Annotated in this window: 16 protein-coding genes; 10 read left to right on the top strand and 6 right to left on the bottom strand. The window is 74.5% G+C overall.

Features of this window, described 5'->3' with window-relative positions; all coding sequences use genetic code 11:
• The first annotated feature begins 6 nt into the window (after positions 1 to 6).
• The 4 genes from ACFRMQ_RS14215 to ACFRMQ_RS14200 all read left to right on the top strand — a co-directional run bounded on the left by ACFRMQ_RS14215 (position 7) and on the right by ACFRMQ_RS14200 (position 5,283).
• Positions 7 to 2,160, top strand: a complete 2,154-nt coding sequence (locus ACFRMQ_RS14215; RefSeq protein ID WP_380730586.1) for an alpha/beta fold hydrolase — start codon at positions 7 to 9, stop codon at positions 2,158 to 2,160.
• A 203-nt stretch (positions 2,161 to 2,363) separates the two neighbouring features.
• Positions 2,364 to 3,311 (top strand): ABC transporter ATP-binding protein, encoded by a 948-nt coding sequence (locus tag ACFRMQ_RS14210; protein WP_380730584.1) that lies wholly within the window; start codon positions 2,364 to 2,366, stop codon positions 3,309 to 3,311.
• Positions 3,308 to 4,030, top strand: coding sequence for an ABC transporter permease (locus ACFRMQ_RS14205; protein ID WP_380730582.1), 723 nt, complete (start codon positions 3,308 to 3,310; stop codon positions 4,028 to 4,030). Before ACFRMQ_RS14210 ends, ACFRMQ_RS14205 begins: the two co-directional genes overlap by 4 nt.
• A gap of 8 nt (positions 4,031 to 4,038) precedes the next feature.
• On the top strand, positions 4,039 to 5,283 hold the full coding sequence (locus tag ACFRMQ_RS14200; RefSeq protein ID WP_380730580.1) for a sensor histidine kinase: 1,245 nt from the start codon (positions 4,039 to 4,041) through the stop codon (positions 5,281 to 5,283).
• A gap of 10 nt (positions 5,284 to 5,293) precedes the next feature.
• Here ACFRMQ_RS14200 and ACFRMQ_RS14195 read toward each other — a convergent pair whose 3' ends face one another.
• Both ACFRMQ_RS14195 and ACFRMQ_RS14190 read right to left on the bottom strand, forming a co-directional pair.
• Positions 5,294 to 6,709, bottom strand: a complete 1,416-nt coding sequence (locus tag ACFRMQ_RS14195) for a sensor histidine kinase (protein WP_380730578.1) — start codon at positions 6,707 to 6,709, stop codon at positions 5,294 to 5,296.
• A 2-nt stretch (positions 6,710 to 6,711) separates the two neighbouring features.
• Entirely contained in the window at positions 6,712 to 7,377 is a 666-nt protein-coding gene (locus ACFRMQ_RS14190) for a response regulator (protein WP_380730576.1), read from the bottom strand.
• Between the two features lie 143 nt (positions 7,378 to 7,520).
• On the opposite strand from ACFRMQ_RS14190, the gene murJ reads away from it, so the two are divergent.
• The 3 genes from murJ to ACFRMQ_RS14175 are packed head-to-tail and all read left to right on the top strand — an operon-like array spanning position 7,521 to position 9,782.
• Positions 7,521 to 9,092: a murein biosynthesis integral membrane protein MurJ gene (murJ, locus tag ACFRMQ_RS14185; protein ID WP_380730574.1), complete on the top strand. Its 1,572-nt coding sequence runs from the start codon at positions 7,521 to 7,523 to the stop codon at positions 9,090 to 9,092.
• Positions 9,092 to 9,412 (top strand): hypothetical protein, encoded by a 321-nt coding sequence (locus ACFRMQ_RS14180; protein WP_380730572.1) that lies wholly within the window; start codon positions 9,092 to 9,094, stop codon positions 9,410 to 9,412. Before murJ ends, ACFRMQ_RS14180 begins: the two co-directional genes overlap by 1 nt.
• Positions 9,413 to 9,425: 13 nt before the next feature.
• Complete coding sequence (locus ACFRMQ_RS14175; protein ID WP_380730570.1) at positions 9,426 to 9,782, top strand: hypothetical protein; 357 nt, start codon at positions 9,426 to 9,428, stop codon at positions 9,780 to 9,782.
• A gap of 89 nt (positions 9,783 to 9,871) precedes the next feature.
• On the opposite strand, the gene ACFRMQ_RS14170 is transcribed toward ACFRMQ_RS14175, so the two are convergent.
• Positions 9,872 to 10,366, bottom strand: coding sequence for a GNAT family N-acetyltransferase (locus tag ACFRMQ_RS14170; RefSeq protein WP_380730568.1), 495 nt, complete (start codon positions 10,364 to 10,366; stop codon positions 9,872 to 9,874).
• Positions 10,366 to 11,304 (bottom strand): MerR family transcriptional regulator, encoded by a 939-nt coding sequence (locus ACFRMQ_RS14165; protein WP_380730566.1) that lies wholly within the window; start codon positions 11,302 to 11,304, stop codon positions 10,366 to 10,368. The genes ACFRMQ_RS14170 and ACFRMQ_RS14165 overlap by 1 nt, the downstream gene beginning before the upstream one ends.
• A 71-nt stretch (positions 11,305 to 11,375) precedes the next feature.
• Between ACFRMQ_RS14165 and ACFRMQ_RS14160 the strand changes: the two genes are divergently transcribed.
• Positions 11,376 to 12,005 carry a response regulator gene (locus ACFRMQ_RS14160; RefSeq protein ID WP_380730564.1) on the top strand — a complete coding sequence of 210 codons (630 nt, stop codon included), beginning with the start codon at positions 11,376 to 11,378 and terminating at the stop codon, positions 12,003 to 12,005.
• A gap of 6 nt (positions 12,006 to 12,011) precedes the next feature.
• On the opposite strand, the gene ACFRMQ_RS14155 is transcribed toward ACFRMQ_RS14160, so the two are convergent.
• Together ACFRMQ_RS14155 and ACFRMQ_RS14150 are read right to left on the bottom strand one after the other, a co-directional pair.
• Positions 12,012 to 12,884 (bottom strand): transglutaminase family protein, encoded by an 873-nt coding sequence (locus ACFRMQ_RS14155; RefSeq protein ID WP_380730562.1) that lies wholly within the window; start codon positions 12,882 to 12,884, stop codon positions 12,012 to 12,014.
• Positions 12,885 to 12,957: 73 nt separating this feature from the next.
• A complete protein-coding gene (locus ACFRMQ_RS14150; RefSeq protein ID WP_380730560.1) occupies positions 12,958 to 13,839 on the bottom strand; it encodes a GNAT family N-acetyltransferase in 882 nt (293 codons plus the stop codon).
• A gap of 289 nt (positions 13,840 to 14,128) precedes the next feature.
• Here ACFRMQ_RS14150 and fdxA point away from each other — a divergent pair, with 289 nt between their 5' ends.
• Positions 14,129 to 14,455, top strand: a complete 327-nt coding sequence (gene fdxA, locus ACFRMQ_RS14145; RefSeq protein WP_030061559.1) for a ferredoxin — start codon at positions 14,129 to 14,131, stop codon at positions 14,453 to 14,455.
• Positions 14,456 to 14,475: 20 nt separating this feature from the next.
• Complete coding sequence (gene dapC / locus ACFRMQ_RS14140) at positions 14,476 to 15,624, top strand: succinyldiaminopimelate transaminase (RefSeq protein ID WP_380730558.1); 1,149 nt, start codon at positions 14,476 to 14,478, stop codon at positions 15,622 to 15,624.
• Positions 15,625 to 15,653 lie beyond the last annotated feature (29 nt).

Here is a 15,653-nt window from a genome sequence, read left to right as displayed (position 1 = left end):
GGTGCCATGACCTCCCACACCTCTGAGGACACCTTCCCGCGGCAGTACGCGCGGACCCTGCGCTACACCGTCGGCGCGCCCCGCTCCTTCTCCGTCGCACCGGACGGCTCGCGGGTCGTCTTCCTCCGCTCGCGGTCGGGCCACGACCGGGCCAACCTGCTCTGGACCCTCGACACCACCACCGGCGAGGAGCGGATCGTCGCCGACCCGGCCGCGCTGCTCGGCGGCGGCGAGGAGGACCTCTCCCCGGCCGAGAAGGCGCGCCGCGAGCGCAGCCGCGAGGGCTCGGCCGGCATCGTCGGCTACGCCCTCGACGCGGGCGGCGCGCTGGCCGCCTTCGCCCTCTCCGGCCGGCTGTTCACCGCCGACCTGGCCACCGGCGCCACCAGCGAACTGCCCGCCGAGGGCCCGCTGTTGGACCCGCGCCCGTCCCCGGACGGTGCTCACGTCGCGTACGCCAACACGGTCGGCGAGCTGCGGCTGACCCGGACCGACGGCAGCGGCGACCGGGTGCTCGCCGAGCCCGACGGCCCGAACGTCACCTGGGGCCAGGCCGAGTTCATCGCCCAGGAGGAGATGGACCGCGACCGCGGCTTCTGGTGGTCCCCGGAGGGCGACCGGCTGCTGGTCGAGCGCGCCGACGACAGCCGGGTGCGCCGCTGGTGGATCGCCGACCCGGCGAACCCGGACCGCGAGCCCGCCGAGGTCGCCTACCCGGCGGCCGGCAGCGCCAACGCCGAGGTCGGGCTCTGGCTGCTCGACCTCCACGGCGGACGCACCGAGGTGGTCTGGGACCGCGAGGCCTTCCCGTACCTGGGCCGGGTGCACTGGTCGAAGGGCGGCGTCCCGCTGCTCCAGGTCCAGTCCCGCGACCAGCGCCACCAGCGGATCCTCGGTCTGGACGTGGCCACCGGCGCCACCGAGTCGCTGCACGAGGAGAAGGGCGGCCCCTGGCTGGAGCTGTTCGCGGGCGCGCCGGCCTGGACCCCGGACGGCAAGCTGGTCCGGATCTCCGACGAGGGGGAGGGGCGGGCGCTGGTGATCGGCGACCGCGCCGTGACCGGTGCCGACCTGCACGTCCGGTCGGTCGTCGCGGTCACCGAGGACGAGGTGTTCTTCAGCGCCTCCGGCGGTATCGAGGAGACCGACCCCGAGCCGGGCTGGGTCGCCGTCGGCCGGATCAGCCACGACGGCGAGCGGCTGGGCTGGGAGTCCGCCAACGGGCGGCCGTTCACCTCCGTCACCAGCGCGGTGCACGGCGGCGGCATCACCGTCCGGGCCACCGCCGAGCCCGACCTGCCCGGCACGCTGGTCCAGGTCTCCCGGGACCTGCCCGAGGGACTGGCGGTCGACGACGTCGCCACCATCGCCTCGCACGCCGAGACCCCGGTCATCTCGGCCCGTCCGGTCTTCCGCTTCGCCGGTGAGCGCCGCATCCCGTCCGCCGTCTTCCTGCCCACCGGCTACGACCGCGAGCGGGACGGCCTGCTGCCCGTCCTGATGGACCCGTACGGCGGCCCCGGCGGCCAGCGCGTCTACCAGGCGCACAACCCGCACCTCCAGTCGCAGTGGTTCGCCGACCAGGGCTTCGCGGTGATCGTCGCCGACGGGCGCGGCACCCCCGGGCGCGGGCCGGCCTGGGAGAAGTCGATCGCCTTCGACTTCGCCGGGGCCACCCTGGACGACCAGGTGGACGCGCTGGCGGCGCTCGCCGGGGAGTTCCCGCTGGACCTCGACCGGGTCGCCATCCGCGGCTGGTCGTACGGCGGCTACCTCTCCGCGCTCGCCGTGCTGCGCCGCCCGGACGTCTTCCACGCGGCGGTGGCCGGCGCGCCGGTGACCGACTGGGAGCTGTACGACACCCACTACACCGAGCGCTACCTGGGCGACCCGGCCGAGCGGCCCGAGGTGTACGCCGCGAACTCGCTGAGCGGGTACGCGGCCGGGCTGGAGCGCCCGCTGATGATCATCCACGGGCTCGCGGACGACAACGTGGTGGCCGCGCACACCCTGCGGCTGTCCTCGGCGCTGCTCGCCGCCGGGCGCCCGCACACCGTGCTGCCGCTGTCCGGCGTCACCCACATGACCCCGCAGGAGGAGGTCGCGGAGAACCTGCTGCTGCTCCAGGTCGACTTCGTGAAGCGCTCGTTGGGGATGTAGGCCGGTGCCCGGTTCCCGGGCCTGACCACCCTCCCCGACCTGCCCTTCCGCGGCCGGTGCCCCGTGACCGGGGTACCGGCCGCAGCCATGACATCCGTCATGCCGAAGGCACGACGGCGGACACTGCCGCCGGTACCCGTCCCCGCGGGACTCTGAGGTGGTGCGAACAGCACCGGACACCGTCAGGGGAGAGGAGCAGGACGATGGTTACCGAGGTGGCAGCCTTCCGCGGCGTGGGCAAGAGCTACGGGCGGGTGCGCGCCGTCGACGGGCTGGACCTGGTCCTGAGACCGGGGGAGACGGTGGCGCTGCTCGGGCCGAACGGCGCCGGGAAGTCCACCAGCCTGGACCTGCTGCTCGGCCTGCGCGAGCCCGACCAGGGCAGTGTGGCCCTGTTCGGCGGGGCGCCGCGGGCCGCGATCGCGGCCGGGAGGGTCGGCGCGATGCTGCAGAGCGGCGGGCTGATGTCCGATGTCAAGGTGCGCGAGCTGGTACGGCTCGCCTGCGACGTGCATCCGCGCGGTCGGTCGGTCACGGGGGTGCTGACCGACGCGGGGATCACCGAGCTGGCGGAGCGACGGGTCGACAAGCTGTCCGGAGGCCAGGAGCAGCGGGTGCGCTTCGCCCTGGCCATCGCGGGCGACAGCGACCTGATCGTGCTGGACGAGCCCACCACCGGCATGGACGTCAGCGTGCGGCAGTCGTTCTGGGCGAGCATGCGCGCCCAGGCGGACGCCGGGCGCACGGTGCTGTTCGCCACCCACTACCTGGAGGAGGCCGACTCGATCGCCGACCGCGTCCTGGTGCTGCACCGGGGCCGGCTGATCGCCGACGGCAGCTCGGCGGAGATCAAGGCGCGGGCCGGGGCCCGCCGGGTCGCCTTCGAGCTCCACGACGCGGACGGGCCCTTCGACGAGGCGGTGCTGCGCGCCCTGCCCGGCGCGCGCTCGCTGGACGTCACGGCGCGGGTCCCCGGGGTGCGCACCGTGCGGATCCGGACCGCGGACGCCGACGCCAGCGTGGCCGGGCTCTACCGGGCCGGCCTGTACCCGCGCGGACTGGAGGTGACCGGGCTGGGCCTGGAACAGGCCTTCCTGACCATCACCGGCGAGCAGGACCGGACCGACGCGGCCCCGGAGAGTGCGCGATGACGACCCTGATCAAGCTGGAGATCCTGCGGACCCTGCGCAACCGGCGCTATCTGCTCCTCACCATCGCCTACCCGGCGCTGATGTACTTCTTCTTCATCAGCGCCTACGGCTCCGGCCCGCTGGCCGGCGGGCTGCCGGTGAAGACCTACTTCATGGTTTCGATGGCCACCTTCGGCGCGGTCGGCGCGGTGCTGACCGGCAACGCGCAGCGGATCTCGCTGGAGCGCAAGAGCGGCTGGACGCGCCAGCTGCGGCTGACCGCGCTGCCCGGCCGGGCGTACACCGTGGGGAAGATCGCGGCGAGCGCGGTGACCACGCTGCCGGCGATCCTGGTGGTGTTCGCGGTCGGCGCGAGCCAGGGCGTCTCGCTCACCGCGGCGCGGTGGCTCGGACTGGCGGCGGCGCTGTGGCTGGGCAGCTTCGTGTTCGCCGCGCTCGGCGTGGCGCTCGGGTACGCGGCCGCGCCGGACGCGGTGCAGACCATCGTGATGATCACCTACATGGCGATGGCGCTGCTCGGTGGCACCTGGTTCCCGGTGACCGGTTCGCTGGAGGGGTTCGCCCGGCTCAACCCGGTGTACCTGTACAACAAGCTGGCCACCTTCATCCAGCCGGGGCACTCACTGGACACCGTCGCGGTCGCCGGACTGGCCGGCTTCCTGGTGGTGTTCGCCGCCGCCGCGGCGGCGCTGTACCGCCGCGACACGCGCCAGGCATGATGATCGACATGAGCACCACACGCCACACCCACCGCCCCGACGAACCTCCGGAGGTGGGTGTGGCGCGCGCGTCGTTCATGAACGTACCCGGCTCCCCGATCGAGAGCCGACGACAGCTGATGGTCAAGGTCGCCTGGATGGCGCTGTGGATGCTCTACCTGGCGTACCCGGCGAGCGACCTGCTGCACGGCGACCACGGCCCGGCCGGGACGGTGTTCGGCTGGTGCTGCCTGGCCGCGTTCGTGGTCGCCTACGTCCTGCTGGTGATCTTCCGCTCGCAGGCCGGGATGCGGCCGCGGGCCTGCCTGGTGATCGTCACGACGATGATCGCACTGGCCGTCGCCGCCTCGGTCGTCCTCGGCGGCGCCTTCCTGACGCTGTTCATCTACGCCTCGGTCTGCGTCGCGATCATCGCACCGGCCCGGTACGCGCTGCACGCGCTGGTCACCATGGCCGCGCTCACCGCCGCGATCGGGGCGGCCATCGGGGCCGGCGTCGACGACATCTCCACCTTCGCGCTCAGCGCCTTCCTCTCCGGCGTCGCGATGACCGGCCTGCAACGGCTGGTCGCCACCATGAAGGAACTGCGCGAGGCCCGGGCCGCGGTCGCGCACCTGGCCGCCTCCGAGGAGCGGCTGCGCCTCGCCCGCGACCTGCACGACCTGCTCGGGCACTCGCTGTCGCTGATCACCCTGAAGAGCGAACTGGCCGGGCGGTTCATGGACGCCGGCAAGGACGAGGCGGCGCGGGCGCAGGTCGCCGACATCGAACAGGTCGCCCGGCAGTCGCTGATCGACGTCCGGGAGGCGGTGACCGGCTTCCGCCGCCCGACCCTGCCGGTCGAGCTGGCCGCCGCCCGCACCGCGCTGGGCGCCGCCCAGGTCCGGCTGGAGGCCGCGCCGGAACTGGTGGACAGCTGGCCGTCTCTGGCCGACGAGGAGTCCGGCGCGCTGGCCTGGGCGCTGCGCGAGGCCGTCACCAACGTGGTCCGGCACGGCGAGGGCGCCACCGTCTGCACGGTGACGGCGGACGAGCACTGGGAGGCGAACGGCGAGCGCTACGCCGTCCTGGAGGTCACCGACAACGGGCGCGGGCCGGGCAAGTCGCAGCCGGGCAACGGCCTGTCCGGGCTGGAGGAGAGGCTGGCGCTGGTCGGCGGGCGGCTGGAGACCGGCCCGGGGGAGCGCGGCAAGGGCTTCCGGCTGCGGGCCTCGGTGCCGCTGCGGACGGTGCCGGCCCCCGACCTCTTCTAGACCCGGGACACTAGGCGGACGGCAGTTCCAGGACGAACCGGGCGCCGCGCGGCGCGTGGGCGGCCCGCAGGGTGCCGCCGTGCCGGGTGGCGATGTCCGCCGCGATGGCCAGGCCCAGGCCGCTGCCGCCGGCGTCCCGGCTGCGCGCCTCGTCGAGCCGGGTGAACGGCTCGAAGATCCGCTCGCGGTCCTGCGCGGGCACCCCCGGGCCGTCGTCCCGGACCTCCAGGACGGCGCCGTACGCGGTCCGCCGGGTGGACAGCACCACCTCGGCGGCCGCGTGCCGCTGGGCGTTGTCCAGCAGGTTGCGCACCAGCCGGTGCAGCCGGATGCGGCTGCCGCGCACCGGCACCTCCTCGGGCGCGTCCACCCGCAGGGCGAGCCGGGCGCCGAGGACCGGACGGTACTGGTCGGCGAGCTCGCGCAGCACGGCGGACAGGTCGACGGCGGTGAACTGGCCGGCCGCCGACGGGTCCGAACCCCGGGCCAGGAACAGCAGGTCCTCGGTGAGCTGCTGGAGGCGCTCGACCGAGGTGAGCGCCTCGTGCGTCGCCGCCGGCCAGTCGGTGCGCTCGGGGTGCGCCAGCGAGACCTCCAGGTTGGTGCGCAGCGCGGCGATCGGGCTGCGCAGTTCGTGCGAGGCGTCCGCGACGAAGCGCTGCTGCTGGACGGCCGAGCGCTCCAGCCGGTCCAGGGTGGCGTTGGTGGTCCGGGCCATCCGGGCGATCTCGTCGTCGGAGCGCGGCACCGGGACGCGGCGGTCCAGCCGGTGCTCGCCGATCTCGGCCAGCTCGGCGCGGATCGCGTCCACCGGGCGCAGCGCCCGGCTGGTCGCGGCCCAGGCCGTCAGCGCGACCAGCAGGGCTGCGAGGGGCACCCCGACCTGGAGCACCGGGTCGATGGTGCGCAGCGAGGCCTCGGCGGCGAAGGGGGTGGCCAGTACGTACACCGTGAACGGGCCGACCAGCGGCTTCGTCTGGCCGTCCTCCTCCTCCTTGCGCAGCAGGGGGCTCCAGCTGCCCATCGCGGTGAAGGTGCGTCCCGAGTAGCGGTTGGCCGCGGCCGCGCCCGCGGAGCCGATGGTGATCCGCTGGACCGACTGCCAGTTGTCCGGCGCCAGGTGCGGTACGGCGGTCGGCAGCGACCCGGCCAGGTGCTGGGTGGTCAGCGTGCCGCCGGTGAACACCACCTGGCCGTCGCTGCCCAGCACCACGTACGGCAGCTGCCAGTCGTCCACCACCTGCCGGCCGAGCTTGAAGCCGTTGCTGATCGCGTGGGACTGCGTCCTCGCGTCCGCCTCGGCGGCCTCCAGCTGGGCGTCGTACAGGTGCCCGCGCAGCCACCAGGCGCCGCCGCCGAGCAGCAGCAGCGCCGTCAGGCCGGCCGCCAGCGAGGTGCGCAGTCGGGTGGACAGGAGGCTGAGCACGGTCAGGCCTCCAAGCGGTAGCCGGCGCCGCGCACGGTGGTGATCGAGCGGACGCCGAACGGGGTGTCCACCTTGCGGCGCAGCATGCTGATGTACACCTCGACGATGGACTCCTCGCCGTCGAAGGCGATGTCCCACACCTCGTCGACGATCCGGCGCTTGGAGAGCAGTTCGCCCGGGTGCTCGGCCAGGCAGCGCAGGACGGCGAACTCCCGCTCGGTGAGGGTGATCTCGGCGCCGCCCCGGCCGCAGCGGCGGCCCGCCGGGTCCAGCCACAGGTCGCCGACCCGCAGCAGCGGGCCCGGGGTCTGGCTGCGGCGGATCAGGGCGCGCAGGCGGGCCAGGAAGACCAGGTAGGAGAACGGCTTGGTGAGGTAGTCGTCGGCGCCGGTGTCCAGGCCCTCGGCCTCGTCGTACTCGCCGTCCTTGGCGGTCAGCATCAGGATCGGGGTGGTGACGCCGTCGGCGCGCAGCGCCTCGCACACCTTGTAGCCGTTCAGGCCGGGCAGCATGATGTCGAGCACGATCGCCCGGTAGGCGTGCCGCCGGGCCAGCCGCAGGCCGGTGAGGCCGTCCGGGGCGAGGTCGACGGTGTAGCCCTCGGCCTCCAGACCGCGTCGTACGGCGGCCGCGACCTGGGCGTCGTCCTCCACCACCAGAATCTCCATGCGGATCAGGATGCCACCGGCGCCGGATCCGTTCCTTAAGCGGTCTTCAGCTTTCTCAGCCTGGCTTCAGGGGGGTTGGCGCATGCTCTCGCCGGATCCGCCGATCCGTTCGGATCGGCGCGGGAGACGGAAGGGGCCGACGGATGTCCGTTGTCGAGGTCCCCGCCGCGCCCGCCCGCCACCGAAGACCGCGCCGGGCCCTGCCGCCGAGCCTGGTGATGGCGGCGGGGACGGTGGTGTCCCGGGCGACCGGCTTCGTCCGCTCGGCGGTCCTGGTGGCCGTCCTCGGCTCGGGGGTGCTCGCGGACGGGTACAACGTCGCGAACACGGTGCCCAACATCCTGTTCGTGCTGCTGATCGGCGGCGCGCTGAACACCGCGCTGGTGCCCCATCTGGTGCGGGCCGCCGAGGAGTCGGCGGACGGCGGCGCCGCGCACGTCGACCGGCTGGTGACGGCGCTGGTGGTCGCCCTGCTGGCGCTGACGGCCGTGGTGGTGCCGGGCGCGCCGTACGTGGTGCGGGCGTACACCTCGTACGGGGGCGGGCAGTTGGACCGCACGGTGCTGCTGGCCTACCTCTGCCTGCCGCAGGTGTTCTTCTACGGGCTGTTCACGGTGCTGGGCCAACTGCTCAACGCCCGGCGGAGGTTCGCGCCGATGGCGTGGGCGCCGGTGCTGAACAACCTGGTGGTGATCGGGGTGTTCGGCTGGTACCTCGGACGGCGTTCCCTCGACGCCGGCGACCTCGCGGTCCTCGGGGCCGGGACGACGGCCGGCGTGGTGGCGCAGAGCCTGGTGCTGCTGCCCTGCCTGAGGGCCGCCGGGGTGCGGCTGCGGCCGCGCTGGGACTGGCGGGAGGCCGGGCTCGGCGCGCCGCTGCGCGCCGCCGGGTGGACGCTGCTGCTGGTGCTCAGCGACCAGGTGGGCTACTGGGTGGTGACCAGGCTGTCGACCGCGGCCGGCGAGCGGGCCGCCGCGGCCGGGCTGCCCGGCGTCGGGTACACCGCGTACAGCAGCGCGTACCTGCTCTGGATCGTGCCGCACGGGGTGGTCGCGGTCTCGGTGGTGACGGCGGTCGTGCCCGCGCTGAGCGCGGCCGCCGGCTCCCCGCGGGCCGTGCGCGCCCTGCTGGCCCGCAGCATCCGCACGATCGCGGTGGTCAGCGTCCCGGCGGCCTGCGCGTTCGCGGTGCTCGCGCCGCAGCTGTGCGACCTCGCCTTCGGGCACGGGCGGACCGGCTCCGCCGACGTCCGGGCGATCGCCGGGATGCTGGCCGCCTTCGCGCCCGGCCTGGTCCTCTACTCGGCCTCGTACGCGCTGACCCGCACCTTCTACGCGCTCGGCGACAGCCGGACGCCCTTCCTGCTCAACCTGCTGCCCGTCGCCGCGACGGCCCTCGGGGCGCTGCTCTGCCACCGGCTGCTGCCGCTGCGCTGGGCCGTCACCGGGATGGCCGGCTGCTACGGGGGGTCGTTCCTGCTGAGCGTCGTCGCCGCCTCCGTGCTGCTGCGCCGACGCCTCGGGCCGCTGCGGGTCCTCGGCGACCACGTGAAGGTCCTGCTGGCGGCCCTCCCGGCCGCTGCCGCCGCCTGGTGGGTCACCCGGTACGGCCTGCTGCCGGCCGCCGCGACCCTCGCCGTCGGCTACCTCCTGCTCGCCCACCTCCTCCGGATCGACGAACTGTCCGCCCTCACCACACGATTGCGCAGACGCTGATGACTCTCCTGCCCGCCGATGTCGCCCAGGTCCTCGACGTCCTCCTCCCCGAGGGCCACCCCCTGCGCGACCAGCTCCCGCACCTGCGCGTCGAGTCCCGCTGCCGCTGCGGCTGCAGCACGGCCCTCTTCGCCGGCGTCGAGGACGGCGCCCGCTCCGACGTGGTGGCCGAGGCGACGATCGGCTCCGACGGCGAGGTCTTCCTCTTCGCCGAGGACGGCCGGCTCTCCTGGCTGGAGGTCTGTTCCTGGACCGACCCCAAGCTCACCCTCGCCGACGCCGCCCGCTTCCTCGGCGGGGAACCTTCCGACACCGACTGACGTCCTGTCGGGCATGGCCACCGTCCTCATCCTCGGCTTCGACCCGTACGCCGTCCCCGGTGTGGACGGCGATGCCATGCAAGCAGTCCTCGACCGTGAGCTGGCCCGCTTCGCGGAGCACGGCATCGACGTCGCCACGGCCCTGGTCGCCCCCGACGACACCGCCGAGCCCGCCGTCGTGGCGGCCCTGGCCGACCGGGACTGGGACGTCGTCGTCATCGGCGGCGGCATCCGCAAGCCCGAGCCGGCGCTGCCCTTCTTCGAGCTGGTCGTCAACCTGGTCCGCCGCCACGCCCCCCGGGCCGCCCTCGCCTTCAACAGCGGCATCGCCGACAGTCTCGAAGCCGCCCGGCGCTGGCTGCCGGAGTAAGCGGGCCGGAGTAAGCGGGCCGGGGTGGGGAGTCGGAGTGGGGAGGCCGGGGTGGGGAGTCGGAGTGGGGAGTCGGTGTGGCCGACTTCCTACTCCGCGAGATCGGCCAGGGAGCGGTGGTGGGCGAGGGCGGGGCGGTCGCCGAGCAGGAACTCGCGGTCGAGCCGGAAGCCGGTGCGGGCGAGGACGGCCCGGGAGGCCGGGTTGTCGACCGTCGTGACGGCGGTGAGGGCGGTCAGCCCGTAGGCGGTGGCCGCGAGGCGGCAGACCTCGGTGACGGCGGCGGTGGCGATGCCCCGGCCGGCGGCGGACTCGGCCACCCGGTAGCCGAGTTCGGCGCCGCCGTCGGCGAGGTCGACCAGGTTGACCCGGCCGACCAGCTCGCCGGCCTCGTCACGGACGACGTGGAACCGGCAGGTGCCCTCGGCCTGTTCGGCGAGCAGGGCGGCGTGGCGCTCCGCGAAGCCGGCGAAGTAGGCGTCGCCGCGGTCCGGGATGCTGCGGGCGAAGTACCCGCGGTTGGCGAGCTCGAAGGCCAGCAGGGCGTCGGCGTGGTCGGGGCGCAGCGGTTCCAGTGCGGGCATCAGGCCAGTCTGGCGCGCAGGGCCTCGGCGAACCACCGGAATACCCCGGCCAGGCTCTCCGGGACGGGCCAGCCGTTGACGGTGGCCAGCAGCTGCCAGTAGCGCTCGGCGCGAGGGTCCTCGGCGGTCTCCAGGCGGTCGAGCAGCCAGCTCCGCAGGGTGGCGTCGTCGGGGCGGCCGAAGGCCTCGGCGTAGGCGGCGGTGAGCGAGTCGAGGACCGGGCCGGCGGCGGGGGAGGCGGGGTCGACGCCGTCCGCCAGCGCGGCGGTGACCAGGCCCTTCACGGTCTCGGTGAGCGTGTGGTGGAGTCCGCCCCGGTCGCCGTCGGCCCGCTCGGCGGCCTGCCGTTCGGCCATCCTCCGGACCGCCGCCCGGAAGCCCGGGTCCTGAACGAGTTCACCCAGTTCGACCCAGGCCTCGACCTGCTCCGCCCGTGGCTCGTCGGGCAGTTCGGGCATCGCCGAGCGCATCATGGCGACGAACTCCGGGTTGGCGTCCAGGCCGCCGAAGGCCTCGTCGATGAAGTCGTGGACCAGACGCCGCCGTTCGGCGTCGGAGAGCTTGGCGAGCTTGTGCATGAGTCTCATCTCCTCGGGTGTGGAACCGCGTTGGGCGACGGCGAGCAGCACCGCCCGGCGCAGCCGCAGGGTGCGGATCTGCACCTCCAGCGCCTCGGCGTGCGCGGCGGCCACCTCGCGCAGCGGGGCCTGGCGCTCCAGCACCCGGCGGATCGCGGGCAGGTCGAGCCCGAGTTCGCGCAGGGTGCGGACCAGGTCCAGCCGGGCGAGCGCCTGGACGTCGTACCGCCGGTAGCCGGCGGCGCTGCGGCCGGTGGGCGGCACCAGGCCGGTGTCGGCGTAGAACCGGATGGTCTTGACGGTGAGTCCGGTGCGCCGGGCGAGGTCGCCGATCGAGTAGAGCGTGTCGCTGCCGTCCATGGGTCCACCTTGGCGTCTCCCCCTGGGGGAGACTCAACCCCTCCCGCCGGACACGGCCTAAGGTCGTGGCCATGAACGACACTGACAACGGGGCCTCGATCCGGGTGCTCCTCGCCGAGGACCAGGGGATGGTCCGGGAGGCGCTGGCCGCGCTGCTCGGGCTGGAGGGGGACATCGACGTCGTCGCCCAGGTCGGCCGCGGCGACGAGGTGGTGGCCGCGGCGCTCGCGAACGACGTGCAGGTCGCCGTGCTGGACATCGAGATGCCGGGGATGACGGGCATCGAGGCGGCCGCCGAGCTGAGCCGCCGGGCGCCGCGCACGAAGGTCGTCATCGCGACGACCTTCGGCCGCCCCGGCTACCTGCGCCGGGCGATGGAGTCGGGGGCGGACGCCTTCCTGGTGAAGGACGCGCCCGCCGCCGAGCTGGCCGAGGCGATCCGCCGGGTGCTGCGCGGCGAGCGGGTGATCGACCCGGTGCTGGCCGCCGCCGCGCTGGCGGAGGGCGCCAACCCGCTGACCGCGCGCGAGCGGGACGTGCTGGCCGCGGCCGCGGACGGCGCGGTGAACGCGGACATCGCCCGGCGGCTGCACCTGTCCGAGGGGACGGTCCGCAACTACCTGTCGATGGCGATCCAGAAGACCGACGCCCGCAACCGCACCGAGGCGGTCCGGATCGCCCGGGAGAAGGGCTGGCTCTGACGGGGCTCAGTTGAGCCGGTGCCGGGCCGCCCGGGCCTCCTGGCGGACCTTGGCCGCGGTGTCCGGGTCGAAGGCGTCCAGGATCTGCGCGTAGGCGTCCATCTCCGCCGAGCCGCCGAGGAAGTCCCCGGTGCGGACGAGGAGTTCGGCCCGTTCCAGGCGCAGCTGGGCCGGGTGCCGGGGCAGCAGCAGGGCGAGTTCGGTGGCCCACAGCTGGGTGCGGGCGTGCTCGGGGCGGTCGGCGGCCCAGGCGCGGATGTTGCCGAGCACCCGCAGCACGATCTCCAGCGGCTGGGCGCGGGTGAGCAGGGCGGGGGTGAACTCCTGGCCGGCCGCGGCGACCAGCCGCTCGGCGTCCTCCTGTCCGAGCAGGCGGCCGCCGTGGAACGGGTCGGCGAGGACGTACTCCTCGCCGCCGGCCGGGCCGCCCACGGCGACGATGAAATGGCCGGGCAGCGCGACGCCGTGGACGGTCAGCCCGGCCCGCCGTCCGACCGCGATCCAGACCAGCGAGAGCGTGATCGGCAGCCCGCGCCGCCGCCGCAGCACGTCGGGCAGCAGTGAGGACTCCAGCCGCCGGTAGTCCGCCTGCCGCCCGTGGAAGCGCTCCCGCCCGCCGAGCACCGCGGCGAGCAGGGCGGCGGTCTCCTCCGGCCCGGTGGGCGCCCGTTCGGCGACCGCCAGCCGGACGGCCGTGGCGTGCCGCTCCAGCGCGGCCTCGCAGGCGGCGAGCAGCGCGTCCACCCCCGGCGGTTCGCCGGGGTCGCCCGGGTCCGGCACCATGCCGTGCTCGGCGGCGGCGAGCAGGCACAGCAGCACCGGATCGGGCTGCTCGGCGCGGGCGGCGGTCCGGAAGCGGTCTCTGCTCTGCTCGGTCACGGTGACGGCGACGGCTTTCGTACGGCGGACGGACAAGACGGCGGACAGGCGGACGGACGGGGCGGGCCGGCCGCTACTCCTGGGGGAGGAGGGCGTAGTGGTAAGTGTGACTGGTCCTGAAGCCGAGCCCGTCATAGAGCGCGTTCGCCCCAGCGTTCCCCGTCTCGACCTGGAGGTACCCGCCGCTCGCCCCCTCCTCGGCCGCGCGCGAGGCGAGCACGGCCATGACGGCCGTCGCCAGCCCGGCCCGCCGGGCGTGGGGCTGGACCTCGATCGCGCCGAAGCAGGCCCAGGGGCCGTCGATGACGCAGCGTCCGATGGCCAGCGGCGGCTGCCCGGCCGCGCCCGGCACGGTGGCGAACCAGACCGAGGGGCCGCCGTGCAGCACCTGCCGGGCGGCCTCCTCCACCGCCGGGTCGTCGCCCACCCGCCGGTACATCGAGGTCCACGCGGCGTCCGCCGTCCGGGACAGCCGCACGCTCCCCCGGCCGCCGGCCGGAGGTGCCCCCATCGTTGCGGAGCCGGCCCGGGCGAGCGCGGCCAGCGGCGCGGTGCGCACCCGGCAGTGCGCGTGTCCGGGCCCCAGCCGGTCGAGCTCGGCGACCAGCGGCTCCGGTGAGCCGGGGGAGACCACCTCGACGTACGCGGGGAGCCCGCGCGCCGCGTACCAGGCGCGGACGGCGTCCAGTGCCGGAGGCAGCGCCATCCCCGGGTCCCCGAGGGCCTGGACGGAGTTGGCCCGCCGGGTGAACCCGGCCGAGGCGCGCAGCGTCCACTCGCCGAGCGGCTCCTGCTCGACGGCGGGCCAGCCGCGCCCGGCGATCCGCTGGAGCTCGACGGCGGTGGCGGCCGGCAGCGGGGCGCGCCGGGCCGGGAACGGCGGCACGACCTTGCCCGCGACCAGGAGCTTCTCCGGGAAGGACACCGGATCGCCGGAGCGGGGGGCGACGGTCAACCCAAGATCGTCCCACGATGTGAGCACGCCGATCGAATCCCGGAACACCGGCCGGTCGTCCACGAACTCCGCGAGGCGCCGGACGGATACGCGTCGTCCCACGTCAGAGCGATCTATCCGGACTTCCGGACGGTCGCCGAGCGGGTTCTCGATCGGCATCTGGCCACCTCCTGTGCATTTGCGGGCTCCGACCCGCGATACTAGGGGCGGGCATCGACGACGCCGCGCTCACCGCGCACGGCAGCAGACCAGAACGGGCCGAGAGGCCCTTCCGAGGAGGAACGACAGCGTGACCTACGTCATCGCGCAGCCTTGTGTCGACGTGAAGGACAAGGCGTGCATCGAAGAATGCCCGGTTGACTGCATCTACGAGGGCGAGCGATCGCTCTACATCCACCCGGATGAGTGTGTCGACTGTGGCGCTTGCGAGCCGGTCTGCCCGGTCGAGGCGATCTTCTACGAGGACGACACTCCGGAGGAGTGGAAGGACTACTACAAGGCGAACGTCGAGTTCTTCGACGACCTGGGCTCGCCCGGCGGCGCCTCGAAGCTCGGCCTGATCGAGCGTGACCACCCGTTCATCGCCGCTCTGCCGCCGCAGAACGCCGACCACTGACGATCGGTGGCACATCAGCTGTGAGCACCAACAGCACGCACGCGCCGTTCCCGGGCCACCCGGGGGCGGCGCGCCGCGTTTCGGACAAACTCCCCGTGTTCCCCTGGGACAAGTTGGAGCCGTACAAGAAGACCGCCCTGGCCCACCCCGGCGGCCTCTGCGACTTCTCCGTCGGCACCCCGGTGGACCCGGTCCCCGAGGTGATCCAGAAGGCGCTGGCCGCGCACACCGACACCCCGGGCTACCCGACCGTCTGGGGCCCGCTGGAGCTGCGCGAGGCGATCGCCGGCTGGCTGCGCCGCCGGCTCGGCGCGGAGCTCGGCCCGCAGGCCGTGCTGCCGACCGTCGGCTCCAAGGAGCTGGTGGCCTGGCTGCCGACCCAGCTCGGCCTCGGCCCCGGCGACCAGGTCGCCTACCCGCGCCTGGCGTACCCGACCTACGAGGTGGGCGCCCGGCTGTGCGGCGCAGAGCCGGTCGAGTACGACTCGGTGGACGAGCTGGACGGCTCCCGGGTGCGCCTGCTCTGGGTGAACTCGCCGTCCAACCCGACCGGCCGGGTGCTGGGCGCGGACGAGCTGCGCCGCGCCGTCGAGTGGGCCCGGGAGCACCGGGTGCTGCTGGTCAGCGACGAGTGCTACCTGGAGCTGGGCTGGGAGGCAGACCCGGTCTCCGTCCTGCACCCGGACGTCTGCGGCGGCGGCCACGAGGGCCTGCTGGCCGTCCACTCGCTCTCCAAGCGCTCCAACCTGGCCGGCTACCGCGCCTCCTTCGTGGCGGGCGACCCGGTGGTGGTCAAGGAGCTGCTGGAGGTGCGCAAGCACGGCGGCATGATCGTGCCGGCGCCCGTTCAGGCGGCGACCGTCGCCGCGCTCGCGGACGACGCCCACGTGGCCGAGCAGCGGGAGCGGTACGCGGCCCGGCGCTCGGCGCTGCGGGCGGCGCTGGAGGCGTACGGCTTCCGGATCGAGCACTCCGAGGCGAGCCTCTACCTGTGGGCGACCCAGGACCGCCCGTGCTGGGAGACCGTGGCCGAACTGGCCGGGCTGGGCATCCTGGTCGCGCCCGGCGACTTCTACGGGCCGGCCGGTGACCGCTTCGTGCGGGTCGCCTTCACCGCGACCGACGAGCGGGTCGCCGCGGCCGTGGAGCGGCTGGGCGCGGCGCGCTGACCGTTCCCGGCGGACCGTACGGCGCGGGG

This window comes from Kitasatospora sp. NPDC056783 (assembly GCF_042789895.1).
GTDB lineage: Bacteria > Actinomycetota > Actinomycetes > Streptomycetales > Streptomycetaceae > Kitasatospora.
Note: the sequence above shows the minus strand (reverse complement) of the source record. Positions and strands in the feature narration are given on the sequence as shown.